Here is a 19,597-nt window from a genome sequence, read left to right as displayed (position 1 = left end):
CGGGCGGCGGAGTCTAGGGTGCGGCCATGCTGCATCTGCGGATGATCATCCCGCCCGAACGCACGGACGCCGTCGTCGACGTCGTGGAGTCCACGGTCGGCACCGCCCACCTCGTCGTCCTGCCCGGCGCCGGCCGTGACCCCCGCGGCGATCTCGTCCTGTGCGACGTCGCCCGGGAGGCCGGTGACGAACTCCTTCAGGAACTCCGGGCCCTGAAGATCGACGAGGACGGCTCGATCGCCGTCGAGAACATCGACCTGTCGCTGTCGAGGCGGGCCGACGCGGCCGAGGAGGAGGCTCCGGGCGAGGGCGCCGACGCCGTGTTGTGGGAGCAACTGACCGAGGCGACCCACGAGGAGTCCACCCTCACCATCACCTACTGCGCTTTCATGATGCTCGCGACGATGATCGCGGCCTGTGGCGTGGTCCTCGACAACGCGATCCTGATCGTGGGCGCGATGGCGGTCGGCCCGGAGTTCGGCCCGCTCGCCGGGGTCTGCACGGCGGTCGTACGGGGCGTCCCCCGGCTCGCCCTGCGCTCGCTGGGCGCGCTGCTGATCGGTTTCGCCCTCGCGATCGTCGCCACCACGGTGTTCACCCTGGGGATGGACTGGATCGGCCAGTTCGACAGGACGATGCTGGACAGCCCCCGGCCGAACACCGGCTTCATCTGGAAGCCGGATCCGCTCTCCTTCGTGGTCTCGCTGCTCGCGGGCGTGGCCGGGGTGCTCTCGCTGACCTCCGCGAAGTCCGGGGCGCTGGTCGGCGTGGCGATCTCGGTCACCACCGTCCCGGCGGCCGCGAACGCCGCCGTGGCCCTCGGCTACGGGGAGTTCGCCCAGATGTGGGGCTCCGCGGAGCAGTTGATGGTGAACCTCGGCGGCATCATGCTCGCCGGCATCCTGACCCTGGCCGGGCAGAAACTGCTGTGGCGGACCCAGCGAGGCTGGATCCGCCACGGGAAGAGCTGAGGCGCCGGTCCGGTCAGCCGAGGGCCGACTTCACCACGTCCGCGAGCCGCCCCGCGACCGCGCGGGCCTGCTCGATGTCGGCGGCCTCCACCATCACCCGTACGAGCGGCTCCGTGCCGGACGGACGGAGCAGCACGCGGCCGGTGGTGCCCAGCTCGCGTTCGGCGTCGTTGACCGCCGCCGCCAGCTCGGCCGAGATGGTGACCCGGGACCTGTCCACGTCCGGGACGTTGATGAGGACCTGCGGCAGCCGCTGCATGACCCCGGCCAGGTCGGCCAGGGACCGGCCGGTGGCGGCGACGCGGGCGGCCAGCATCAGGCCGGTCAGCGTGCCGTCGCCGGTGGTCGCGTGGTCGAGGATGATCACGTGGCCGGACTGCTCGCCGCCCAGCGCGTAGCCGTGCTCCTTCATCGACTCCAGCACGTAGCGGTCGCCGACACCGGTCTGCACGACCTGGATGCCCTCGCCCTCCATGGCCAGCTTGAAGCCGAGGTTCGACATCACGGTGCCGACGACGGTGTTCTCGCGGAGCTGGCCCGCCTCGCGCATGGCCAGCGCCAGCACGGCGAGGATCTGGTCGCCGTCGACCTCCTCGCCGTTGCCGTCCACGGCCAGGCAGCGGTCGGCGTCGCCGTCGTGCGCGATGCCGAAGTCGGCTCCGTGCTCGACGACGGCCTGCTTGAGCAGCCCGAGGTGGGTGGAGCCGCAGCCGTCGTTGATGTTCAGGCCGTTCGGCTCGGCGCCGATCGTGATGATCTCCGCGCCGGCCCGCGTGAACGCCTCGGGCGAGACCCGGGCGGCCGCGCCGTGCGCCTCGTCGAGAACGACCTTGAGGCCTTCGAGGCGGTTGGGCAGGACACCGATGAGGTGCGCGACGTACTTGTCGAAGCCCTCGTCGTAGTCGGAGACCCGGCCGACGCCGGAGCCGGTGGGCCGGTCCCAGGGAGCGCCGGTGCGGTGCTCCTCGTAGACGGACTCGATCCGGCCCTCCAGGTCGTCGGCCAGCTTGTGGCCGCCGCGCGCGAAGAACTTGATGCCGTTGTCGGGCATCGCGTTGTGGCTGGCGGACAGCATCACGCCGAGGTCGGCGCCCAGCGCACCGGTGAGATACGCCACCGCCGGGGTGGGCAGCACACCGACGCGCAGGACGTCCACGCCCGCGCTCGCGAGGCCGGCGACGACCGCGGCCTCCAGGAACTCACCGGACGCGCGCGGATCGCGGCCGACCACCGCGGTGGCCCGATGACCGGCGAACGTGCCCGCCTCGGCCAGTACGTGTGCGGCCGCCACGGAGAGACCGAGCGCGAGCTCGGCCGTCAGATCCGCGTTGGCAACGCCCCGTACACCGTCCGTCCCGAAGAGTCGTCCCACTGTTGTCCTCCCGAGTTAACGCTTCGCTTTGTGACCGCTGTGACAAATATGTGCCGCTTGTGGCGGTAAACGAACCGCCCCGGCAGCACGAAGAGTGCTGCCGGGGCGGTTTCGTTGCGGAACAGCAGGCGCAGATTAACGCTTGCTGTACTGCGGAGCCTTACGGGCCTTCTTGAGACCGGCCTTCTTGCGCTCGACCGCACGGTCGTCGCGGGAGAGGAAGCCGGCCTTCTTCAGCGCCGGGCGGTTGTTGTCCACGTCCGCCTCGTTCAGCGCACGGGCCACACCGAGGCGCAGGGCGCCGGCCTGGCCGGAAACGCCGCCACCCGAGATGCGGGCGATGACGTCGTAACGGTTGTCCAGCTCCAGGAGCTTGAACGGCTCGTTGACTTCCTGCTGGTGCACCTTGTTGGGGAAGTAGTCCTCAAGGGTGCGACCGTTGATCTTCCACTTGCCGGTGCCCGGAACGATCCGGACGCGGGCGATGGCGTTCTTGCGACGGCCCAGGCCGGCGGCCGGCTGGGGGTCGCCGAAGCGACCGGCAAGGGACTCGGAGGTGTAGTCGCCCTCGACGACGACCTCGGACTCGCTGGTGTACTCCTCGACGTTGCCCTCGAACTCTTCGACGGGGGTCGTCTCGGCGGTGGTCTCGGCCACGATGCTCCTCAGAATTTTCTACGTCTTAGGGGGTGGCCGGAACTACTGCGCGACCTGGGTGATCTCGAACGGCACCGGCTGCTGGGCAGCGTGGGGGTGCTGGTCGCCCGAGTAGACCTTCAGCTTCGAGAGCATCTGACGGCCCAGGGTGTTCTTGGGGAGCATGCCCTTGATGGCCTTCTCGACGGCCTTCTCCGGGTTGTTCGCCAGGAGGTCGTCGTAGCGCACCGAGCGGAGACCGCCCGGGAAGCCCGAGTGGCGGTACGCCATCTTCTGGGTCGCCTTGTTGCCGGACAGGTGAACCTTGTCGGCGTTGACGATGATGACGAAGTCGCCCATGTCCATGTGGGGGGCGTAGGTCGGCTTGTGCTTACCCCGCAGGAGGGCAGCGGCCTGGGTCGCCAGACGGCCGAGGACAACGTCCTGGGCGTCGATGACGAGCCACTGGCGCGAGATGTCGCCGGGCTTGGGGCTGAACGTACGCACGCGTATGCCTTCGCTTCTTCAGTGGTGGTATCCCAAGGGCGCAAGCCCCACGGGAAGGTCCTGACAGGGTCACCACGGACGATCACGACAGCCCTCGTTCACAACGGGGACGCAACCCGTGTGCGAACTGCTGGTCATCGGTCCGGTGGACCGGCGCAAGGCCCTTTCACGTGAGAATGAGCAAGCCAATACGCAGAACAAACCAGCAGGGTACCCAAGCAGACCCGTACGGGTCAAAACGCGGTCCGCGATGCCGACTCTCTCGACTTCGCGGCGCACTCCGGTTCGGTCCTGGGTGGGGACCCCGCAGTTGTTACCGGGTCCAGAGTAACCCGATCGGAGCGCGGTCCACGACGCGCGAGCACGATCGCTAGCCCGCACAGCGTCGCGCAGTCACGGAACGCACGCCTCTTGCGGGCCAGCTCGGTGGGCCACGGAACCCCCGCCAACTGCGGCACCAGCGCCGCCCAGAACCAGGGCGAGCGCGGCGTCGAACCGGCCCGGACCCCCGACACCAGCAGCAGCGGAAGCACCACCAGGAGGTAGTGGTCGAAGGAGGGCCGCGACACCAGGAATGCGGCGAGCATCACCATGCAGGCCGTCTCGACCAGCCTCAGTTCCCCGTCGTCGACGTCGTCGGTACGCCGCCAGCGGACCCAGGCCGCCCACAGGCCGCCCGCCGCCCCCGCGGACGCCACCAGCACCGCGAACACCCCCGGCACCCCCAGCCGCGGCAGCACCGCGATCGGGGAGGCGTCCCACGGCAGGGCGTACTCGTCCTGTCCCTGGAGCAGGAACGGCAGCGTCTTGGTGAAGAACAGCGTCGGACTCGGCATCATCAGCGCCCCCAGCAGCGACAACGCCACCGGCGTCAGCACCGCCGCGGCCAGCCCCCGCCACTGCCGGGCCAGCAGGAACAGCACGCCGATCGGCACCAGCATCGGCTTGCAGGCGATGGCCAGGCCCACCACCAGCCCGGCCGCCGCCCACGAACGCCGGTGCGCCAGCAGCAGCGCCACCGGCAGGGCGGCCGCCGAGATCGCCGTCCAGTTCCCGATCAGGACCAGGTTCAGGTACGGCTTGTAGGCCAGGGCGAAGAGCCCGAAGCCGCCGATCGCGAACCGCGAGGTCACCGGTACCGCGAACAGCCGCAGCGCGGCCCACCACCCGACGCCGATCAGTCCCGACATCCCCAGGGGCAGCAGCCAGCGCAGCGCCCACGTCGGCAGCAGCGCCTCCGGCACCGCCATGAGGACCGCGCTCGGCAGGTACAGGAACCGCTTGTCCTCGTACGGGGACACACCGTTCAGGAGCGCGTCCGCGGCCTTGACCACGAAGGCGTTGTCGGAGCCCCAGTTCTCCCGCAGGCTCGTCGAGACCGCGATCGTCAGCACGATCGCGAGGGAGACCGCCCACAGGGACCGCGGCGCCGGCCGGAGCAGCCAGGCGAGCCGCCCGCCCCCGGGCGCGGGCGCCCCCGCGCCACGTCGGGAATCCCGCCTCACGAGCCAGATGCCAGGCCGCAGCCGCACGCCGTCTCCCCCTCGAAATCCGCGCCGGGGTGGTCCGCCCCGACGCTTCCGCTCGACCCGCCTCAGCGCTTCCGCTCGACCCGCCGCTCGTCCCACACGGGCTCCTGAGACCCGTCCCTCACCGCCACCCTCGCACCCTTCGGCCCTGGGGCCTCAGAGGCTTCGGTCGGCCGCGCCGGACTCCGCCCGTCGAAACGCACCGCAGGGTCTCAGCGCTTCCGCTCGACCCGTCGCTCGTCCCACACGGGCTCCTGAGTCTCCCGCACGACACCGTCCGAACCGAAGACCAGATAACGGTCAAATGTGCGCGCGAACCAGCGGTCGTGCGTGACGCACAACACAGTGCCGTCGTACGACTCCAGGCCGTCCTGGAGGGCCTCCGCCGACTCCAGGTCGAGGTTGTCCGTCGGCTCGTCCAGCAGCAGCGCCGTGGTGCCGGCCAGTTCGAGCAGCAGGATCTGGAAGCGCGCCTGCTGCCCGCCCGAGAGCTTCTCGAAGGGCTGGTCGGCCTGACGCTCCAGCTCGTAGCGGCGCAGGGCGCCCATCGCCGCGCCGAGCGGCTTCGCCGCCTCCGTCCACAGGATGTCGACGAGGGTCCGCCCGAAGAGCTCGGGGTGCGCGTGGGTCTGCGCGAAGTGGCCCGGCAGCACCCGGGCGCCCAGCTTCCAGGTGCCCGTGTGCTTGACGTCCTCGCCCGCGAGGAGCCGCAGGAAGTGCGACTTCCCGGAACCGTTCGAGCCGAGCACCGCGACCCGCTCGCCGTAGAACACCTCCAGCGAGAAGGGCTTCATCAGCCCCGTGAGCTCCAGGTTCTCCACGGTCAGCGCGCGCACGCCCGTACGCCCGCCCTTGAGCCGCATCCGGATGTCCTGTTCGCGCGGCGGCTCCGGCGGCGGACCGGCCTCCTCGAACTTCTGGAAGCGGGTCTGCATCGCCCGGTACCGCGAGGCCATGTCGGGGCTGGAGGCCGCCTGGTTGCGCAGCCGCAGCACCAGGGCCCGCAGCCGGGCGTGCTCCTCGTCCCAGCGCCGCTTGAGCTCCTCGAAGCGCGCGAAGCGCTCCTTGCGGGCCTCGTGGTACGTCCCGAAGCCCGCGCCGTGCACCCACACGTCGCTGCCGGTCGGGCTCGCCTCCAGGCTGATGATCTTCTGGGCGGCCTGGGTGAGCAGTTCCCGGTCGTGGCTGACGAACAGCACCGTCTTGCGCGTGGCCTTCAGCTGCTCCTCCAGCCAGCGCTTGCCCGGGACGTCCAGGTAGTTGTCCGGCTCGTCGAGCAGCAGCACCTCGTCCGGCCCGCGCAGCAGCGCCTCCAGGACCAGCCGCTTCTGCTCACCGCCCGACAGCGTGCGCACCTCGCGGAACTGCGCGCTGTCGTACGGGATCGCCAGCGCGGCCATGGTGCAGACGTCCCACAGGGTCTCCGCCTCGTAGCCCTGGACGTCGGCCCAGTCGCTGAGCGCCTGCGCGTACGCCATCTGCGCGGCCTCGTCGTCCACCGTGAGGATCAGCTGCTCGGCCCGGTCCACTGCCTTCGCGGCCTCCCGCAGCCGCGGCTGCGCCACCGATACCAGCAGGTCGCGCACGGTCGTCTCGTCGCGGACGGAGCCCACGAACTGCGACATCACGCCGAGCCCGCCGCTCACGGTGACCCCGCCGCCGTGCGGCTGGAGGTCCCCGGAGATCAGCTTCAGCAGCGTGGTCTTTCCGGCGCCGTTCGCCCCCACCAGGGACACCACCGAGCCCTCCCCCACACGGAAGGAGACGTCGGGGAGCAGGACCCGCCCGTCGGGAAGGTAGTACTCCAGGTGGTTGACTTCGAGATGTCCCATGCCGGGCATTCTCCCGGCCGGCGCTCGTGCGCCCAAACCGGTTTGCTCCGGGGTCAGCAGCAGCCGGCCCCGGGAAGGGTGCGCAGGTTCCGCGCCTCCTTGCTGCGGGCGGCCAGCAGCTCGTCGGCCGGGTAGCCGACCTCCTCCAGGGTGAGCCCGTGCGGCTTCACCACGTGCACCGAGGAATCCCGTACGGCGGCGGCCAGCACCGTGCCCGGCCAGTCGGTCGGCCGGTGGCCGTCGCCGACGTGCAGCAGGGCCCCCACCAGCGAGCGGACCATGTTGTGGCAGAAGGCGTCGGCCCGGACGGTCGCGGTGACGATCCCGTCCTCGCCGCGCTCCCAGGAGAGCTGCTGGAGCGTGCGGATGGTCGTGGCCCCCTCGCGCTTCTTGCAGTACGCGGCGAAGTCGTGCTCCCCGAGCAGCGGGACGGAGGCCTCGTTCATGGCGTCCACGTCCAGCGGCCACTGGTGCCACAGCACGTGCCCGCGGCGCAGCGGGTCCACGCCGGCCTGGTGGTCGCCGACGCGGTAGGCGTACCGGCGCCAGATCGCCGAGAAGCGGGCGTTGAAGCCCTCGGGGGCCTCGGCGGCCCGCCACACCCGGACGTCGTGCGGCAGCCGCCCGGCGAGCCTGCGCAGCAGCTTGTCGTGGTGCTCGGCCCACACCTCCTCGGCCAGGTCGAACTGCGCGACCTGTCCGCGGGCGTGCACACCGGCGTCCGTGCGCCCGGCCACGGTCAGCTCGACGGGCTCGGACAGCCGCATCACGGTCTTCAGGGCCGACTCCAGCTCGCCCTGCACGGTCCGCAGCACGCGCTGCTTCGCCCAGCCGGAGAAGTCCTTGCCGTCGTACGACAGGTCCAGCCGCACCCGGACGTGCCCGGGCTCCACCTCGTCACTCACGTGAGCGATCCTCTCAGAAACACGGAAATCACCGGACAACGCAGAACGGGCCCGCCCCGGAAGGGGGCGGGCCCGTTCAGAGCCGTTCAAGCAAGCGAGATCCCGGAGGATCAGGCCTCCTTGGTCTCCTCGGCGGCCGGGGCCTCGGCGGCCTCGGCTTCCTTCACGGCGCGCTTGGTGGCGGCCTCGGCCTCACCGGTGGCCTGCTGGGCGACCGTCAGGGCCTCGACCAGCTCGATGACCGCCATCGGGGCGTTGTCGCCACGACGGTTGCCGACCTTGGTGATGCGCGTGTAACCACCGGGGCGGTTCTCGTAGCGCGGGGCGATCTCGGTGAACAGCGTGTGCACGATGCTCTTGTCCGTGATCGTCTGCAGCACCAGGCGACGGTTGTGGATGTCGCCCTTCTTGGCCTTGGTGACCAGACGCTCGGCGTAGGGACGCAGGCGACGGGCCTTGGCCTCGGTGGTGGTGATGCGGCCGTGCTCGAAGAGCGCCTTCGCGAGGTTCGCGAGGAGGTGCTTCTCGTGCGCGGCGCTGCCGCCCAGACGGGCACCCTTTGCGGGACGCGGCATGGTGATACTCCTTCATATCTGCACCGGCCGTGTCAGGTACCGGTGTCAGTTCCCCCGGGGCGGACGCCCCGGGAAAGTCTCTTGCTGCGAGCCGAGGCTCAGTACTGCTCGGTCTCGACGAAACCGGCGTCCGCGTCGTCGTCGGCGCCGAAGGCGTCGGCGGCGGCGGTCGGGTCGAATCCGGGCGGGCTGTCCTTGAGGGCCAGGCCCATGCCGGCGAGCTTCGCCTTGACCTCGTCGATCGACTTCGCACCGAAGTTGCGGATGTCGAGCAGGTCGGCCTCGGAGCGGGCGACGAGCTCACCCACGGAGTGGATGCCCTCGCGCTTGAGGCAGTTGTAGGAGCGGACCGTGAGCTCCAGCTCCTCGATCGGCAGCGCCAGATCGGCGGCCAGGGCCGCGTCCGTCGGCGAGGGGCCCATGTCGATGCCCTCGGCGTCGATGTTGAGCTCGCGGGCCAGGCCGAACAGCTCGACCAGGGTCTTGCCGGCGGACGCCATGGCGTCACGCGGGCGCATGGCCTGCTTGGTCTCGACGTCGACGATCAGCTTGTCGAAGTCGGTGCGCTGCTCGACTCGGGTCGCCTCGACCTTGTAGGTGACCTTGAGGACCGGGCTGTAGATGGAGTCGATCGGGATGCGACCGATCTCCTGGCCCAGCTGCTTGTTCTGGACGGCGGAGACGTAGCCGCGACCGCGCTCGACGGTCAGCTCCATCTCCAGCTTGCCCTTGCCGTTGAGCGTGGCGAGGACGAGGTCCGGGTTGTGCACCTCGACACCGGCCGGGGGCGCGATGTCGGCAGCGGTGACCAGGCCGGGACCCTGCTTGCGCAGGTACATCACGACCGGCTCGTCGTGCTCCGAGGAGACGACCAGCTGCTTGATGTTGAGGATGATGTCGGTGACGTCTTCCTTGACGCCCGGCACGGTGGTGAACTCGTGCAGGACGCCGTCCACGCGGATGCTGGTGACAGCGGCACCCGGGATGGAGGACAGGAGCGTACGGCGCAGGGAGTTGCCGAGGGTGTAGCCGAAGCCCGGCTCCAGCGGCTCGATCACGAACCGCGAGCGGTACTCGTCGACGACCTCTTCGGTCAGCGAAGGACGCTGAGCGATAAGCATGTGTGTTCCTTCAGTCGTGGACGCCCACTATTTGACGTCCGACGGGCACTACATACAGCAAGGGTACGGGCGGCACGTCCCCCGCGAGGGGTTCGTACCGCCCGGACACTCAAAGACGCACAGGTGCGTCCGTCGCGTCAGACGCGGCGGCGCTTCGGCGGGCGGCAGCCGTTGTGCGGGGTGGGGGTGACGTCCTGGATCGAGCCGACCTCGAGGCCGGTGGCCTGGAGGGAGCGGATCGCGGTCTCGCGGCCGGAGCCCGGACCCTTGACGAAGACGTCAACCTTGCGCATGCCGTGCTCCTGCGCGCGGCGGGCGGCCGACTCGGCGGCCATCTGCGCGGCGAAGGGGGTGGACTTGCGCGAGCCCTTGAAGCCGACGTGGCCGGCGGAGGCCCAGGAGATCACGTTGCCCGAGGGGTCCGTGATCGAGACGATGGTGTTGTTGAACGTGCTCTTGATGTGGGCGTGCCCATGAGCGATGTTCTTCTTTTCCTTGCGGCGCACCTTCTTGGCAGCGCCCTGACGTCCCTTGGGGGGCATCTAAATCTCCTACGGGAGGTGGTCGGTCCTACAGCGCAAGACCGCTGAACAGGACTACTTCTTGCCCGGCTTCTTCTTACCGGCGATCGCGCGACGCGGACCCTTGCGGGTACGAGCGTTCGTGCTGGTGCGCTGACCGTGCACCGGGAGGCCACGACGGTGGCGAACACCCTGGTAGCACTGGATCTCGACCTTGCGGCGGATGTCGGCCTGGATCTCGCGGCGGAGGTCACCCTCGGTGCGGAGGTTGGCGTCCACGTACTCGCGGATCTTGACCAGGTCCTCTTCGGCCAGGTCACGAACGCGGGTGTCGGGGTTCACACCGGTGGCCGCAAGGATTTCCTTGGACCGGGTGCGACCGACACCGAAGACGTAGGTGAGTGCGATCTCCACGCGCTTTTCGCGCGGGATGTCAACACCGGAAACGCGTGCCATTCAATGGCTCCTGTGTGTTCGGGGGTCTTCAGCAGAATCGACCCCGACCGCCGACCACACCTGATGGGTGGTGGTACGTCCGGGTCCCCGGCCCCCGCCGGAGGTGCCGCCGGCCCTGGTCAGGGCTGGGCGGATTCTGCGTTATGTACGTTTTCTTACGTCGCGCGAAGAACTGCGGAGTGCAGGTCGGTCGGCGTGCGTCAGCCCTGGCGCTGCTTGTGGCGCAGGTTGTCGCAGATGACCATGACCCGACCGTGACGGCGGATCACCTTGCACTTGTCGCAGATCTTCTTGACGCTCGGCTTGACCTTCATTGGGTGAGGTTCTCCGGGTCAGTGCCACCACCCGCGCCGGGACAAGACGCCCAGACGGGAGTGAAGACAAGATCTACTTGTATCGGTAGACGATCCGGCCACGCGTCAGGTCGTACGGAGAGAGCTCCACGACAACCCGGTCATCAGGGAGGATGCGGATGTAGTGCATGCGCATCTTGCCACTGATGTGCGCGAGGACTTTGTGACCGTTCTGGAGTTCCACCTTGAACATCGCGTTCGGGAGGGACTCGATCACGGTGCCCTCGATTTCGATGGCACCTTGCTTCTTGGCCACGCTTCGCCTTTCGAATCGGCTACCTTGATCGGCGCCGTGCCTCGCCCATGCAGGGCATGGGGATGCACGAGAGCCGACGCATCAGTCTACGTCAGGGCATCCGGAAAGACGAATCCGGAAAGTTTGCCCCACATTGTAGATCATTAACCGAGGGGGTCCGGGGCCGTGGTGACCCCGTACTCCGCCAGTTTCGCCTTGCCGCAGTCGGGGCTGGTCAGCACGATCGGACCCGCCTCGGTCAGGGCGATGGAGTGTTCCCAGTGGGAGGACCAGGTGCCGTCGGTCGTGATGACCGTCCAGTCGTCCGCCAGTACCTCCGTCTGGGGGGTGCCCAGGGAGACCATCGGCTCGATCGCCAGGCAGACGCCCGGGACGAGCTTGATCCCCTTGCCCCGCTTGCGCGAGACGTAGTTCAGCAGGTGGGGGTCCATGTGCATCTCGGACCCGATGCCGTGGCCGCCGTAGTCCTCGATGATCCCGTACTTGCCGGTCGCGGGACGCGGCTGGCGGCGGATGTAGCCCTCGATCGCCTTCGAGATGTCCACGAGGCGGTTGCCGAGCTTCATGGCGGCGATGCCGGCCCACATGGACTCCTCGGTCACCCGGGAGAGCTCCAGGAGCTCAGGCGCGTGCCCAGTGCCCACGAAGGCGGTGTACGCGGCGTCGCCGTGCCAGCCGTCGACGATGGCGCCCGCGTCGATCGAGATCACGTCGCCGTCCTTGAGGACGGTCTTGTCGTCCGGGATGCCGTGGACGACGACCTCGTTGACCGACGTGCAGATCGTCGCCGGGAATCCGCCGTAGCCGAGGAAGTTCGACTTCGCGCCGGCGTCCGCGATGACCTTGCGGGCCACCATGTCCAGATCCCGCGTCGTGGCGCCCGGCACGGCCGCCTCACGGGTCGCCGCGTGGATGGCCGCGACCACCAGCCCGGCCTCCCGCATCTTGGCGATCTGCTCGGGCGTCTTGAGCTGCACCATGGACGTGCCTTCCACCTTCTGAATCGGGACTTCTCAACAGTACGGCCGCGGCGCCCTGAGGACACCGCGGCCGTACCTGCACAGCAGGGGTACTACTTCTTCAGGGCTTCCATCGCGCGCTTCGTGACGTCCGCGACCTCACCGAGGGCCGGGATGGTCACCAGCAGGCCCTGGGCCTTGTAGTAGTCGATGATCGGCTCGGTCTGCGTGTGGTAGACCTCCAGCCGGTTGCGGACCGTGGCCTCCGAGTCGTCACCGCGCTGGTACAGCTCGCCGCCACAGGTGTCGCACACGCCCTCGGCCTTGGCCGGGGCGTAGGTCACGTGGAAGACGTGCGCGGAGTCGTTGCGGCAGATCCGACGACCGGCGATGCGCTTGACGACCTCGTCCTCCTCGACCTCCAGGTCGAGGACGGCGTCCAGCTTCATGCCGGCGGTCCGGAGCATCTCGTCCAGGGCGACGGCCTGCGACACGTTCCGCGGGAAACCGTCGAGCAGGAAGCCGTTCGCGGCGTCCGCCTGCTCCATCCGGTCCTTCGCCATGCCGATGGTGATCTCGTCGGGGACGAGGTCACCGGCGTCCATGAACGCCTTGGCGCGCCGGCCGAGCTCCGTGTTCTGGCTGATGTTGGCGCGGAACAGGTCGCCCGTGGAGATGTGCGGGATCGACAGGTTCTTGGCAAGGAACGCGGCCTGCGTTCCCTTGCCCGCACCGGGGGGTCCGACGAGGACGATTCGCATCAGCGGAGGAACCCTTCGTAATTGCGCTGCTGGAGCTGGCTCTCGATCTGCTTCACGGTTTCCAGACCGACACCCACGATGATCAGGATGCTCGTCCCGCCGAACGGGAAGTTCTGGTTCGCGCCGAAGCCCGCCAACGCCATCGTCGGCACAAGAGCAATGAGACCCAGGTACAGCGACCCCGGCCAGGTGATCCGGTTGAGTACGTAGCTGAGGTACTCGGCGGTGGGTCGGCCGGCGCGGATGCCCGGGATGAAGCCACCATACTTCTTCATGTTGTCGGCGACTTCCTCGGGGTTGAACGAGATCGCCACGTAGAAGAACGCGAAGAAGACGATCAGGAGGAAGTAGACGGCGATGTAGTACGGGTGGTCGCCCTTGACGAAGTGCTTCTGGATCCAGGTGGCCCAGCCGGCGGTGGAACCGCTGAACTGGACGATCAGCGCCGGGATGTACAGCAGCGACGAGGCGAAGATGACCGGGATGACACCGGCCTGGTTCACCTTGAGCGGGATGTACGTCGAGGTGCCGCCGTACGCGCGCCGACCGATCATGCGCTTCGCGTACTGGACCGGGATGCGGCGCTGCGCCTGCTCGACGAAGACCACGAGGGCCACCATCGCGAGCCCGACCAGGATGACGACGCCGAACTCGACCCAACCGTCGGCGATCTTGCCCTGGAGCTTGATCTGCCAGAGGGCGCCGATGAAGCCGGCGGCGATCGAGATGAACATGAGGATCGACATGCCGTTGCCGATGCCGCGGTCGGTGATCAGCTCACCGAGCCACATGACGACACAGGTACCGGCGGTCATCGTGATGACCATGACGACCATGGTGAAGATCGAGTGATCCGGCACGATCTGACTGCGGAGCTGGCAGGACCCGAAGAGGGCGCCGCTCTTCGCGGTGGCGACGAGGCCGGTGCCCTGGAGGATCGCGAGCGCGACCGTCAGATAGCGCGTGTACTGAGTGATCTTCGCCGTGCCGGACTGACCCTCTTTTTTGAGGTTCTCCAGCTTCGGGATGACCACGGTCAGCAGCTGCAGGATGATGCTCGCCGTGATGTACGGCATGATGCCGAGCGCGAAGATCGTGATCTGCAACAGCGCGCCACCACTGAACATGTTGACGAGACCGAACAGGCTGTTGCCGCTCCCGGCCTGGTCAACACAGAACTGAACGTTCTTGTAGTTCACGCCGGGCACCGGGATGTGGGACCCGAGGCGGAACAACACGATGATGGCGAGCGTGAAGAACAGCTTCTTGCGCAGGTCGGGCGTCTTGAACGCCCGGGCGAACGCGGTGAGCACGGTGCCTCCTGCGACCCCCGCGCTACTGCGTCAGAGGTGACGGTCTGAGGGATCGACGAATACGTACAAGCAAAGGTGCAGGCCACCTTACCGGCGACATGGCCCTCCGTGGAACGACCAACCGGGGATGCCCCATATGTGAGGCATCCCCGGTCGGGTTTCAGCTATTAATCACTGAGTTTCGTCTTAGACGAGCTCGGTGACCGTGCCACCTGCGGCGGCGATCTTCTCCTTGGCGGAGCCGGAAACGGCGTCAACCGAGACCTGCAGCGCAACGGAGATCTCGCCCTGGCCCAGGACCTTGACGAGGCTGTTCTTGCGAACCGCGCCCTTGGCGACCAGGTCGGCCACCGTGACTTCTCCACCCTCGGGGTAGAGAGCGCCGAGCTTGTCCAGGTTGACAACCTGGAACTCGGTGCGGAACGGGTTCTTGAAGCCCTTGAGCTTCGGCAGACGCATGTGGAGGGGCATCTGCCCACCCTCGAAGCGCTGCGGGATCTGGTAACGGGCCTTCTGGCCCTTCGTACCACGACCGGCCGTCTTACCCTTCGACGCCTCACCACGACCGACACGGGTCTTCGCGGTCTTGGCGCCGGGGGCGGGACGGAGGTTGTGGGCCTTCAGCGGGCTGTTCTCAGCCATGTTAGTCAACCTCCTCAACCGTCACGAGGTGGCGGACGGTCTGCACCATTCCGCGGAACTCGGGGCGGTCCTCCTTGACGACCACGTCGTTCAGGCGCTTGAGCCCGAGCGAACGCAGAGTGTCGCGGTGGTTCTGCTTGCTGCCGATGTACGACTTCGTCTGCGTGATCTTGAGGCGAGCCATTACGCACCCGCCCCGGCACGTGCACGAAGCAGAGCCGCGGGGGCGACGTCCTCGAGGGGCAGACCGCGGCGAGCCGCGATCTCCTCGGGACGCTGCAGGCCCTTGAGGGCCGCCACGGTCGCGTGCACGATGTTGATCGCGTTGGAAGAGCCGAGCGACTTCGACAGGATGTCGTGAACGCCGGCGCACTCCAGAACGGCGCGCACCGGGCCACCGGCGATAACACCGGTACCGGGGGAAGCCGGCTTCAGGAGCACGACGCCCGCGGCACGCTCGCCCGTGATCGGGTGAGGGATGGTGCCCTGGATGCGCGGAACCTTGAAGAAGTTCTTCTTGGCTTCCTCGACACCCTTGGCGATGGCCGCGGGAACTTCCTTGGCCTTGCCGTAACCGACACCTACAGTGCCGTCACCGTCGCCCACCACGACCAGCGCGGTGAAGCTGAAGCGGCGACCACCCTTGACAACCTTGGCGACGCGGTTGATCGCGACAACGCGCTCAACGTAAGCGGTCTTCTCGGCGGCAGGGCCACCGTCGCGACCCTTCCGGTCCCGCCGCTCGCCGCCACCGGCACCGCTTCCGCGGCGCTGGGGTCCAGCCATTGGATTACCTCTCTCTGTTACGTCCGTGAGTCCCGGAACCGGGGCTTAGAACTTCAGCCCGGCTTCGCGGGCGGCGTCAGCCAGAGCGGCAATGCGCCCGGCGTATCGGTTGCCACCGCGGTCGAAGACAACGGTCTCGACTCCGGCAGCCTTCGCACGCTCGGCCACGAGCGCGCCGACGGCCTGGGCCTGGGCGCTCTTGTCGCCTTCGCCACCGCGGATCGAGGTGTCCAGGGTCGACGCGGACGCCAGGGTGTGACCCTGGAGGTCGTCGATGACCTGAGCAACGATGTTGCGGTTGGAACGCGTCACGACGAGGCGCGGACGCTCCGCCGTACCCGACACGTTCTTGCGAATGCGAATGTGGCGGCGAGCCTTGGCAGCGCGCTTGTACGCGTCGCCCTTGGCGATCTTCACACCGTATGCCATGGCTACTTACCAGCCTTTCCGACCTTGCGGCGGATGACTTCGCCGGCGTACTTGACACCCTTGGCCTTGTACGGGTCGGGCTTCCGCAGCTTGCGGATGTTGGCGGCGACCTCGCCGACCTTCTGCTTGTCGATGCCCTCGACCGTGAACTTGGTGGGCGACTCGACCTTGAAGGAGATGCCCTCGGGCGCCTCGATCAGGATCGGGTGGCTGTAGCCAAGCTGGAACTCCAGGTCGGAGCCCTTCGCGGCGACGCGGTAACCGACACCGCTGATTTCGAGAGCCTTGACGTATCCCGTGGTCACACCGGTGATCATGTTCGCCACCAGCGTGCGGGACAGGCCGTGCAGGGCCTTGTTCTGACGCTCGTCGTTGGGGCGGATGACGTTCAGAACGCCGTCCTCACCCTTGGCGACGGCGATGGGCGCAGCGACGGTGTGCGAGAGGGAACCCTTGGGTCCCTTCACCGCGACCGTGCGGCCATCGATGGTGACGTCCACACCGGCGGGAACCTGGATGGGGAGCTTGCCGATTCGCGACATTGCTTTTCCTCCGTTCCCGACTACCAGACGTAGGCGAGGACTTCCCCACCTACGCCCTTCTTGCCTGCCTGCTGGCCGGTGAGGAGACCGTGGGACGTGGAGATGATCGCCACGCCCAGGCCGCCGAGCACCTTCGGCAGGTTGGTGGACTTCGCGTACACGCGCAGACCGGGCTTCGAGATCCGCTTGATGCCCGCGATGGAGCGCTCACGGTTCGGCCCGAACTTCAGCTCGAGGACGAGGTTCTTGCCGACCTCGGCGTCCTCGACCTTCCAGCCGGTGATGAAACCCTCCTGCTTGAGGATCTCTGCGATGTGCGACTTGATCTTGCTGTGCGGCATCACGACGGTGTCGTGGTACGCCGAGTTAGCGTTACGCAGACGCGTGAGCATGTCTGCGATCGGGTCAGTCATGGTCATGAAGTGGCCTTCGGCCTCTCTCGCCGGGGTTTCCTGTATGCGCCATCCCTCTCCCCACTCAGTGGCGGGACGGGTGCGGTGCGGGGACCTACGGCGTAGTAAGTCGTTATGGGCGGCAGACGCCCAACCACACAAGCCTAAGGCATGCGCGGCCGGGCACCTGCCGTCCAGATGCTTACCGAGAGTCTCTGGTTCTCTCCAAGTCCCTAAGGACAGGAGGGATTTACCAGGAGCTCTTGGTCACGCCCGGCAGCTCGCCACGGTGAGCCATCTCACGAAGGCAGACGCGGCACAGGCCGAACTTGCGGTACACGGAGTGAGGGCGACCGCAGCGCTGGCAGCGGGTGTACGCACGCACACCGAACTTGGGCTTGCGGGCAGCCTTCGCGATGAGAGCCTTCTTCGCCATCTCGCTTACGCCTCCTTGAAGGGGAAGCCGAGGTGACGAAGGAGGGCGCGGCCCTCGTCGTCGTTGGTCGCCGTGGTGACCACGGTGATGTCCATACCCCGGGTACGGTCGATCTTGTCCTGGTCGATCTCGTGGAACATGACCTGCTCCGTGAGACCGAAGGTGTAGTTGCCACGGCCGTCGAACTGCTTCGGCGACAGACCACGGAAGTCACGGATACGCGGAAGCGCGAGCGACAGCGTACGGTCCAGGAACTCCCACATGCGGTCACCACGGAGGGTGACGTGGCAGCCGATCGGCTGACCCTCACGCAGCTTGAACTGCGCGATGGACTTCCGGGCCTTCGTGACGGCCGGCTTCTGACCGGTGATCGTCGTCAGGTCCTTGATGGCGCCGTCGATCAGCTTGGAGTCGCGGGCGGCGTCGCCCACACCCATGTTGACCACGATCTTCACGAGGCCGGGAATCTGCATGACGTTCTCGTAGGAGAACTCCTCACGCAGCTTGCCCGCGATGTCCTCGCGGTACTTCGTCTTGAGACGCGGAGTGGTAGCCATCAGATGTCCTCACCCGTCCGCTTGGCAACGCGGATCTTGTTGCCCTCGTCGTCGAAGCGGTATCCGACGCGGGTGACGACCTTCTGGCCGTCCTTCTCCACAACCAGCTGAACGTTGCTGACGTGGATCGGCGCCTCGGTGATCACGATGCCACCGGTCTGCGAACCACCAGCGGTCTGACCGGCCTTGGTGTGCTTCTTGACCCGGTTGACACCCTCGACGAGGACGCGGTTCTCAGTAGGGATGGCCGTGATGACCTTGCCCTGCTTGCCCTTGTCCTTGCCGGTGATGACCTGAACCAGGTCGCCCTTCTTGATCTTCATGCTTACAGCACCTCCGGCGCGAGCGAGATGATCTTCATGAACTTCTTCTCGCGCAGCTCACGGCCCACCGGGCCGAAGATACGGGTGCCACGAGGGTCGCCGTCGTTCTTGAGAATGACAGCGGCGTTCTCGTCGAATCGGATGTACGAGCCGTCCTGGCGGCGGCGCTCCTTGACGGTGCGAACGATGACGGCCTTGACGACGTCACCCTTCTTCACGTTGCCGCCGGGGATCGCGTCCTTGACGGTGGCGACGATGACGTCACCGACGCCCGCGTAGCGGCGACCGGAGCCACCGAGAACACGGATGCAAAGGATCTCCTTGGCACCAGTGTTGTCGGCGACACGCAGTCGCGACTCCTGCTGGATCACGTCTATCTCCTGATTGTCTGCCGGTTCCCGGCGGGGGCTTCACTCCGAGGAGCGACGCCCCCACCGAGCCTGGCGGAACGAACCTGAGGGGCCCCTGAACTTTCTGCTCAGGGCCTCAGGTACTTACTTGGCCTTCTCGAGGATCTCGACGATGCGCCAGCGCTTGCTCGCCGACAGCGGACGCGTCTCCATGATGAGGACGCGGTCGCCGACGCCGGCAGCGTTCTGCTCGTCGTGAGCCTTGAGCTTGTTCGTACGGCGGATGACCTTGCCGTACAGGGCGTGCTTCACGCGGTCCTCGACGGCGACGACGACAGTCTTGTCCATCTTGTCGCTGACGACGAGGCCCTCACGGGTCTTGCGGAAGCCGCGGTCCTGGGTCTCAGTCACATTCTTCTCGCTCATCAGGCGCTCTCCACCGTCTCGATGCCGAGCTCGCGCTCGTGCATCAGGGTGTAGATCCGGGCGATGTCCTTACGGACGGACTTGAGCCGGCCGTTGTTCTCCAGCTGGCCCGTGGCCGCCTGGAAGCGCAGCTTGAACAGCTCTTCCTTGGCCTCGCGCAGCTTGCCAACGAGCTCCTCGTTGCCGAGCTCACGCAGCTCGGACGCCTTGGTTCCCGTCGCCATCACGACTCACCTGCCTCGCGCCGAACAATCCGGCACTTCATCGGAAGCTTGTGAGCAGCGCGGGTGAGCGCCTCACGAGCAATCTTCTCGTTCGGGTAGGACAGCTCGAACATGACCCGACCCGGGTGCACGTTCGCGATCCACCACTCGGGAGAACCCTTACCGGAACCCATGCGGGTCTCGGCGGGCTTCTTCGTGAGCGGACGGTCCGGGTAGATGTTGATCCAGACCTTGCCGCCACGCTTGATGTGACGGGTCATCGCAATACGAGCCGCCTCGATCTGGCGGTTCGTCACGTAGGCGGGGGTGAGCGCCTGGATGCCGTACTCGCCGAACGAGACCTCAGTACCGCCCTTGGCCATACCGCGGCGCTTGGGGTGGTGCTGCTTGCGGTGCTTGACCCTACGAGGGATCAGCATGTCG

Annotated in this window: 29 protein-coding genes; 1 reads left to right on the top strand and 28 read right to left on the bottom strand. The window is 67.4% G+C overall.

The window, feature by feature from the left end:
- The first annotated feature begins 26 nt into the window (after positions 1-26).
- Positions 27-971, top strand: coding sequence for a DUF389 domain-containing protein (locus OHA84_RS21855; RefSeq protein ID WP_266949261.1), 945 nt, complete (start codon positions 27-29; stop codon positions 969-971).
- 13 nt (positions 972-984) lie between these two features.
- Here the strand turns inward: OHA84_RS21855 and glmM are convergent, their stop codons facing one another.
- The 28 genes from glmM to rplP all read right to left on the bottom strand — a co-directional run bounded on the left by glmM (position 985) and on the right by rplP (position 19,593).
- Positions 985-2,343, bottom strand: a complete 1,359-nt coding sequence (gene glmM / locus OHA84_RS21850) for a phosphoglucosamine mutase (protein WP_266970152.1) — start codon at positions 2,341-2,343, stop codon at positions 985-987.
- Positions 2,344-2,478: 135 nt separating this feature from the next.
- Complete coding sequence (gene rpsI / locus OHA84_RS21845) at positions 2,479-3,000, bottom strand: 30S ribosomal protein S9 (protein WP_053682604.1); 522 nt, start codon at positions 2,998-3,000, stop codon at positions 2,479-2,481.
- A 42-nt stretch (positions 3,001-3,042) separates the two neighbouring features.
- On the bottom strand, positions 3,043-3,486 hold the full coding sequence (rplM, locus tag OHA84_RS21840; protein ID WP_030230678.1) for a 50S ribosomal protein L13: 444 nt from the start codon (positions 3,484-3,486) through the stop codon (positions 3,043-3,045).
- 233 nt (positions 3,487-3,719) lie between these two features.
- A complete protein-coding gene (locus OHA84_RS21835) occupies positions 3,720-4,991 on the bottom strand; it encodes a glycosyltransferase family 87 protein (RefSeq protein WP_266970154.1) in 1,272 nt (423 codons plus the stop codon).
- Positions 4,992-5,227: 236 nt separating this feature from the next.
- Entirely contained in the window at positions 5,228-6,856 is a 1,629-nt protein-coding gene (locus tag OHA84_RS21830; RefSeq protein WP_053682605.1) for an ABC-F family ATP-binding cassette domain-containing protein, read from the bottom strand.
- Between the two features lie 44 nt (positions 6,857-6,900).
- Positions 6,901-7,752, bottom strand: coding sequence for a tRNA pseudouridine(38-40) synthase TruA (truA, locus tag OHA84_RS21825; RefSeq protein ID WP_053682606.1), 852 nt, complete (start codon positions 7,750-7,752; stop codon positions 6,901-6,903).
- Positions 7,753-7,862: 110 nt separating this feature from the next.
- Positions 7,863-8,327 carry a 50S ribosomal protein L17 gene (gene rplQ / locus OHA84_RS21820; protein WP_053682607.1) on the bottom strand — a complete coding sequence of 155 codons (465 nt, stop codon included), beginning with the start codon at positions 8,325-8,327 and terminating at the stop codon, positions 7,863-7,865.
- A gap of 98 nt (positions 8,328-8,425) precedes the next feature.
- The gene (locus OHA84_RS21815) at positions 8,426-9,448 is read right to left on the bottom strand and encodes a DNA-directed RNA polymerase subunit alpha (RefSeq protein WP_008739666.1); all 1,023 of its coding nucleotides are present in this window, start codon (positions 9,446-9,448) and stop codon (positions 8,426-8,428) included.
- Between the two features lie 137 nt (positions 9,449-9,585).
- Complete coding sequence (rpsK, locus tag OHA84_RS21810) at positions 9,586-9,990, bottom strand: 30S ribosomal protein S11 (RefSeq protein WP_053682608.1); 405 nt, start codon at positions 9,988-9,990, stop codon at positions 9,586-9,588.
- A 54-nt stretch (positions 9,991-10,044) separates the two neighbouring features.
- The gene (gene rpsM, locus OHA84_RS21805) at positions 10,045-10,425 is read right to left on the bottom strand and encodes a 30S ribosomal protein S13 (protein ID WP_053682609.1); all 381 of its coding nucleotides are present in this window, start codon (positions 10,423-10,425) and stop codon (positions 10,045-10,047) included.
- Between the two features lie 200 nt (positions 10,426-10,625).
- Positions 10,626-10,739, bottom strand: coding sequence for a 50S ribosomal protein L36 (rpmJ, locus tag OHA84_RS21800; protein ID WP_003956441.1), 114 nt, complete (start codon positions 10,737-10,739; stop codon positions 10,626-10,628).
- A 73-nt stretch (positions 10,740-10,812) separates the two neighbouring features.
- Positions 10,813-11,034: a translation initiation factor IF-1 gene (gene infA, locus OHA84_RS21795; RefSeq protein WP_003956442.1), complete on the bottom strand. Its 222-nt coding sequence runs from the start codon at positions 11,032-11,034 to the stop codon at positions 10,813-10,815.
- A 143-nt stretch (positions 11,035-11,177) separates the two neighbouring features.
- A complete protein-coding gene (gene map / locus OHA84_RS21790) occupies positions 11,178-12,014 on the bottom strand; it encodes a type I methionyl aminopeptidase (protein WP_053682610.1) in 837 nt (278 codons plus the stop codon).
- Between the two features lie 92 nt (positions 12,015-12,106).
- Positions 12,107-12,754 (bottom strand): adenylate kinase, encoded by a 648-nt coding sequence (locus tag OHA84_RS21785; protein ID WP_053682611.1) that lies wholly within the window; start codon positions 12,752-12,754, stop codon positions 12,107-12,109.
- Entirely contained in the window at positions 12,754-14,067 is a 1,314-nt protein-coding gene (secY, locus tag OHA84_RS21780; protein ID WP_053682612.1) for a preprotein translocase subunit SecY, read from the bottom strand. The genes OHA84_RS21785 and secY overlap by 1 nt, the downstream gene beginning before the upstream one ends.
- Before the next feature lie 186 nt (positions 14,068-14,253).
- Positions 14,254-14,709, bottom strand: coding sequence for a 50S ribosomal protein L15 (gene rplO, locus OHA84_RS21775; protein WP_053682613.1), 456 nt, complete (start codon positions 14,707-14,709; stop codon positions 14,254-14,256).
- A gap of 1 nt (position 14,710) precedes the next feature.
- Complete coding sequence (gene rpmD, locus OHA84_RS21770) at positions 14,711-14,893, bottom strand: 50S ribosomal protein L30 (protein ID WP_053682614.1); 183 nt, start codon at positions 14,891-14,893, stop codon at positions 14,711-14,713.
- A complete protein-coding gene (gene rpsE / locus OHA84_RS21765; RefSeq protein WP_053682615.1) occupies positions 14,893-15,495 on the bottom strand; it encodes a 30S ribosomal protein S5 in 603 nt (200 codons plus the stop codon). Before rpsE ends, rpmD begins: the two co-directional genes overlap by 1 nt.
- Positions 15,496-15,540: 45 nt before the next feature.
- The gene (gene rplR / locus OHA84_RS21760) at positions 15,541-15,924 is read right to left on the bottom strand and encodes a 50S ribosomal protein L18 (RefSeq protein WP_008739696.1); all 384 of its coding nucleotides are present in this window, start codon (positions 15,922-15,924) and stop codon (positions 15,541-15,543) included.
- 2 nt (positions 15,925-15,926) lie between these two features.
- The gene (rplF, locus tag OHA84_RS21755; RefSeq protein ID WP_053682616.1) at positions 15,927-16,466 is read right to left on the bottom strand and encodes a 50S ribosomal protein L6; all 540 of its coding nucleotides are present in this window, start codon (positions 16,464-16,466) and stop codon (positions 15,927-15,929) included.
- A 20-nt stretch (positions 16,467-16,486) separates the two neighbouring features.
- Complete coding sequence (rpsH, locus tag OHA84_RS21750; protein ID WP_007265911.1) at positions 16,487-16,885, bottom strand: 30S ribosomal protein S8; 399 nt, start codon at positions 16,883-16,885, stop codon at positions 16,487-16,489.
- Positions 16,886-17,108: 223 nt separating this feature from the next.
- Complete coding sequence (locus OHA84_RS21745; protein ID WP_003956452.1) at positions 17,109-17,294, bottom strand: type Z 30S ribosomal protein S14; 186 nt, start codon at positions 17,292-17,294, stop codon at positions 17,109-17,111.
- Between the two features lie 5 nt (positions 17,295-17,299).
- Positions 17,300-17,851, bottom strand: coding sequence for a 50S ribosomal protein L5 (gene rplE / locus OHA84_RS21740; protein ID WP_030388859.1), 552 nt, complete (start codon positions 17,849-17,851; stop codon positions 17,300-17,302).
- Positions 17,851-18,174, bottom strand: a complete 324-nt coding sequence (gene rplX / locus OHA84_RS21735) for a 50S ribosomal protein L24 (RefSeq protein ID WP_053682617.1) — start codon at positions 18,172-18,174, stop codon at positions 17,851-17,853. Before rplX ends, rplE begins: the two co-directional genes overlap by 1 nt.
- 2 nt (positions 18,175-18,176) lie before the next feature.
- Complete coding sequence (rplN, locus tag OHA84_RS21730; protein ID WP_053682618.1) at positions 18,177-18,545, bottom strand: 50S ribosomal protein L14; 369 nt, start codon at positions 18,543-18,545, stop codon at positions 18,177-18,179.
- A gap of 123 nt (positions 18,546-18,668) precedes the next feature.
- A complete protein-coding gene (rpsQ, locus tag OHA84_RS21725) occupies positions 18,669-18,950 on the bottom strand; it encodes a 30S ribosomal protein S17 (RefSeq protein ID WP_053682619.1) in 282 nt (93 codons plus the stop codon).
- A complete protein-coding gene (gene rpmC, locus OHA84_RS21720; RefSeq protein WP_008739703.1) occupies positions 18,950-19,174 on the bottom strand; it encodes a 50S ribosomal protein L29 in 225 nt (74 codons plus the stop codon). The genes rpsQ and rpmC overlap by 1 nt, the downstream gene beginning before the upstream one ends.
- Positions 19,174-19,593 carry a 50S ribosomal protein L16 gene (gene rplP / locus OHA84_RS21715; protein WP_030026326.1) on the bottom strand — a complete coding sequence of 140 codons (420 nt, stop codon included), beginning with the start codon at positions 19,591-19,593 and terminating at the stop codon, positions 19,174-19,176. The genes rpmC and rplP overlap by 1 nt, the downstream gene beginning before the upstream one ends.
- Between the last annotated feature and the right edge of the window lie 4 nt (positions 19,594-19,597).

The organism is Streptomyces sp. NBC_00513 (genome assembly GCF_041431415.1).
Classification (GTDB): Bacteria; Actinomycetota; Actinomycetes; order Streptomycetales; family Streptomycetaceae; genus Streptomyces.
Note: the sequence above shows the minus strand (reverse complement) of the source record. Positions and strands in the feature narration are given on the sequence as shown.

What these genes read in the sequence shown, in the direction of transcription:
- OHA84_RS21855 (WP_266949261.1), top strand. Translation starts at nt 27, where the DNA reads ATGCTGCATCTGCGGATGATCATCCCGCCCGAACGCACGGACGCCGTC.
- OHA84_RS21830 (WP_053682605.1), bottom strand. Translation starts at nt 6,856, where the DNA reads ATGCCCGGCATGGGACATCTCGAAGTCAACCACCTGGAGTACTACCTT.
- rplQ (WP_053682607.1), bottom strand. Translation starts at nt 8,327, where the DNA reads ATGCCGCGTCCCGCAAAGGGTGCCCGTCTGGGCGGCAGCGCCGCGCAC.
- OHA84_RS21815 (WP_008739666.1), bottom strand. Translation starts at nt 9,448, where the DNA reads ATGCTTATCGCTCAGCGTCCTTCGCTGACCGAAGAGGTCGTCGACGAG.
- rpsK (WP_053682608.1), bottom strand. Translation starts at nt 9,990, where the DNA reads ATGCCCCCCAAGGGACGTCAGGGCGCTGCCAAGAAGGTGCGCCGCAAG.
- rpsM (WP_053682609.1), bottom strand. Translation starts at nt 10,425, where the DNA reads ATGGCACGCGTTTCCGGTGTTGACATCCCGCGCGAAAAGCGCGTGGAG.
- rpmJ (WP_003956441.1), bottom strand. Translation starts at nt 10,739, where the DNA reads ATGAAGGTCAAGCCGAGCGTCAAGAAGATCTGCGACAAGTGCAAGGTG.
- map (WP_053682610.1), bottom strand. Translation starts at nt 12,014, where the DNA reads ATGGTGCAGCTCAAGACGCCCGAGCAGATCGCCAAGATGCGGGAGGCC.
- OHA84_RS21785 (WP_053682611.1), bottom strand. Translation starts at nt 12,754, where the DNA reads ATGCGAATCGTCCTCGTCGGACCCCCCGGTGCGGGCAAGGGAACGCAG.
- rplO (WP_053682613.1), bottom strand. Translation starts at nt 14,709, where the DNA reads ATGGCTGAGAACAGCCCGCTGAAGGCCCACAACCTCCGTCCCGCCCCC.
- rpmD (WP_053682614.1), bottom strand. Translation starts at nt 14,893, where the DNA reads ATGGCTCGCCTCAAGATCACGCAGACGAAGTCGTACATCGGCAGCAAG.
- rpsE (WP_053682615.1), bottom strand. Translation starts at nt 15,495, where the DNA reads ATGGCTGGACCCCAGCGCCGCGGAAGCGGTGCCGGTGGCGGCGAGCGG.
- rplR (WP_008739696.1), bottom strand. Translation starts at nt 15,924, where the DNA reads ATGGCATACGGTGTGAAGATCGCCAAGGGCGACGCGTACAAGCGCGCT.
- rplF (WP_053682616.1), bottom strand. Translation starts at nt 16,466, where the DNA reads ATGTCGCGAATCGGCAAGCTCCCCATCCAGGTTCCCGCCGGTGTGGAC.
- rpsH (WP_007265911.1), bottom strand. Translation starts at nt 16,885, where the DNA reads ATGACCATGACTGACCCGATCGCAGACATGCTCACGCGTCTGCGTAAC.
- OHA84_RS21745 (WP_003956452.1), bottom strand. Translation starts at nt 17,294, where the DNA reads ATGGCGAAGAAGGCTCTCATCGCGAAGGCTGCCCGCAAGCCCAAGTTC.
- rplE (WP_030388859.1), bottom strand. Translation starts at nt 17,851, where the DNA reads ATGGCTACCACTCCGCGTCTCAAGACGAAGTACCGCGAGGACATCGCG.
- rplX (WP_053682617.1), bottom strand. Translation starts at nt 18,174, where the DNA reads ATGAAGATCAAGAAGGGCGACCTGGTTCAGGTCATCACCGGCAAGGAC.
- rpsQ (WP_053682619.1), bottom strand. Translation starts at nt 18,950, where the DNA reads ATGAGCGAGAAGAATGTGACTGAGACCCAGGACCGCGGCTTCCGCAAG.
- rpmC (WP_008739703.1), bottom strand. Translation starts at nt 19,174, where the DNA reads ATGGCGACGGGAACCAAGGCGTCCGAGCTGCGTGAGCTCGGCAACGAG.
- rplP (WP_030026326.1), bottom strand. Translation starts at nt 19,593, where the DNA reads ATGCTGATCCCTCGTAGGGTCAAGCACCGCAAGCAGCACCACCCCAAG.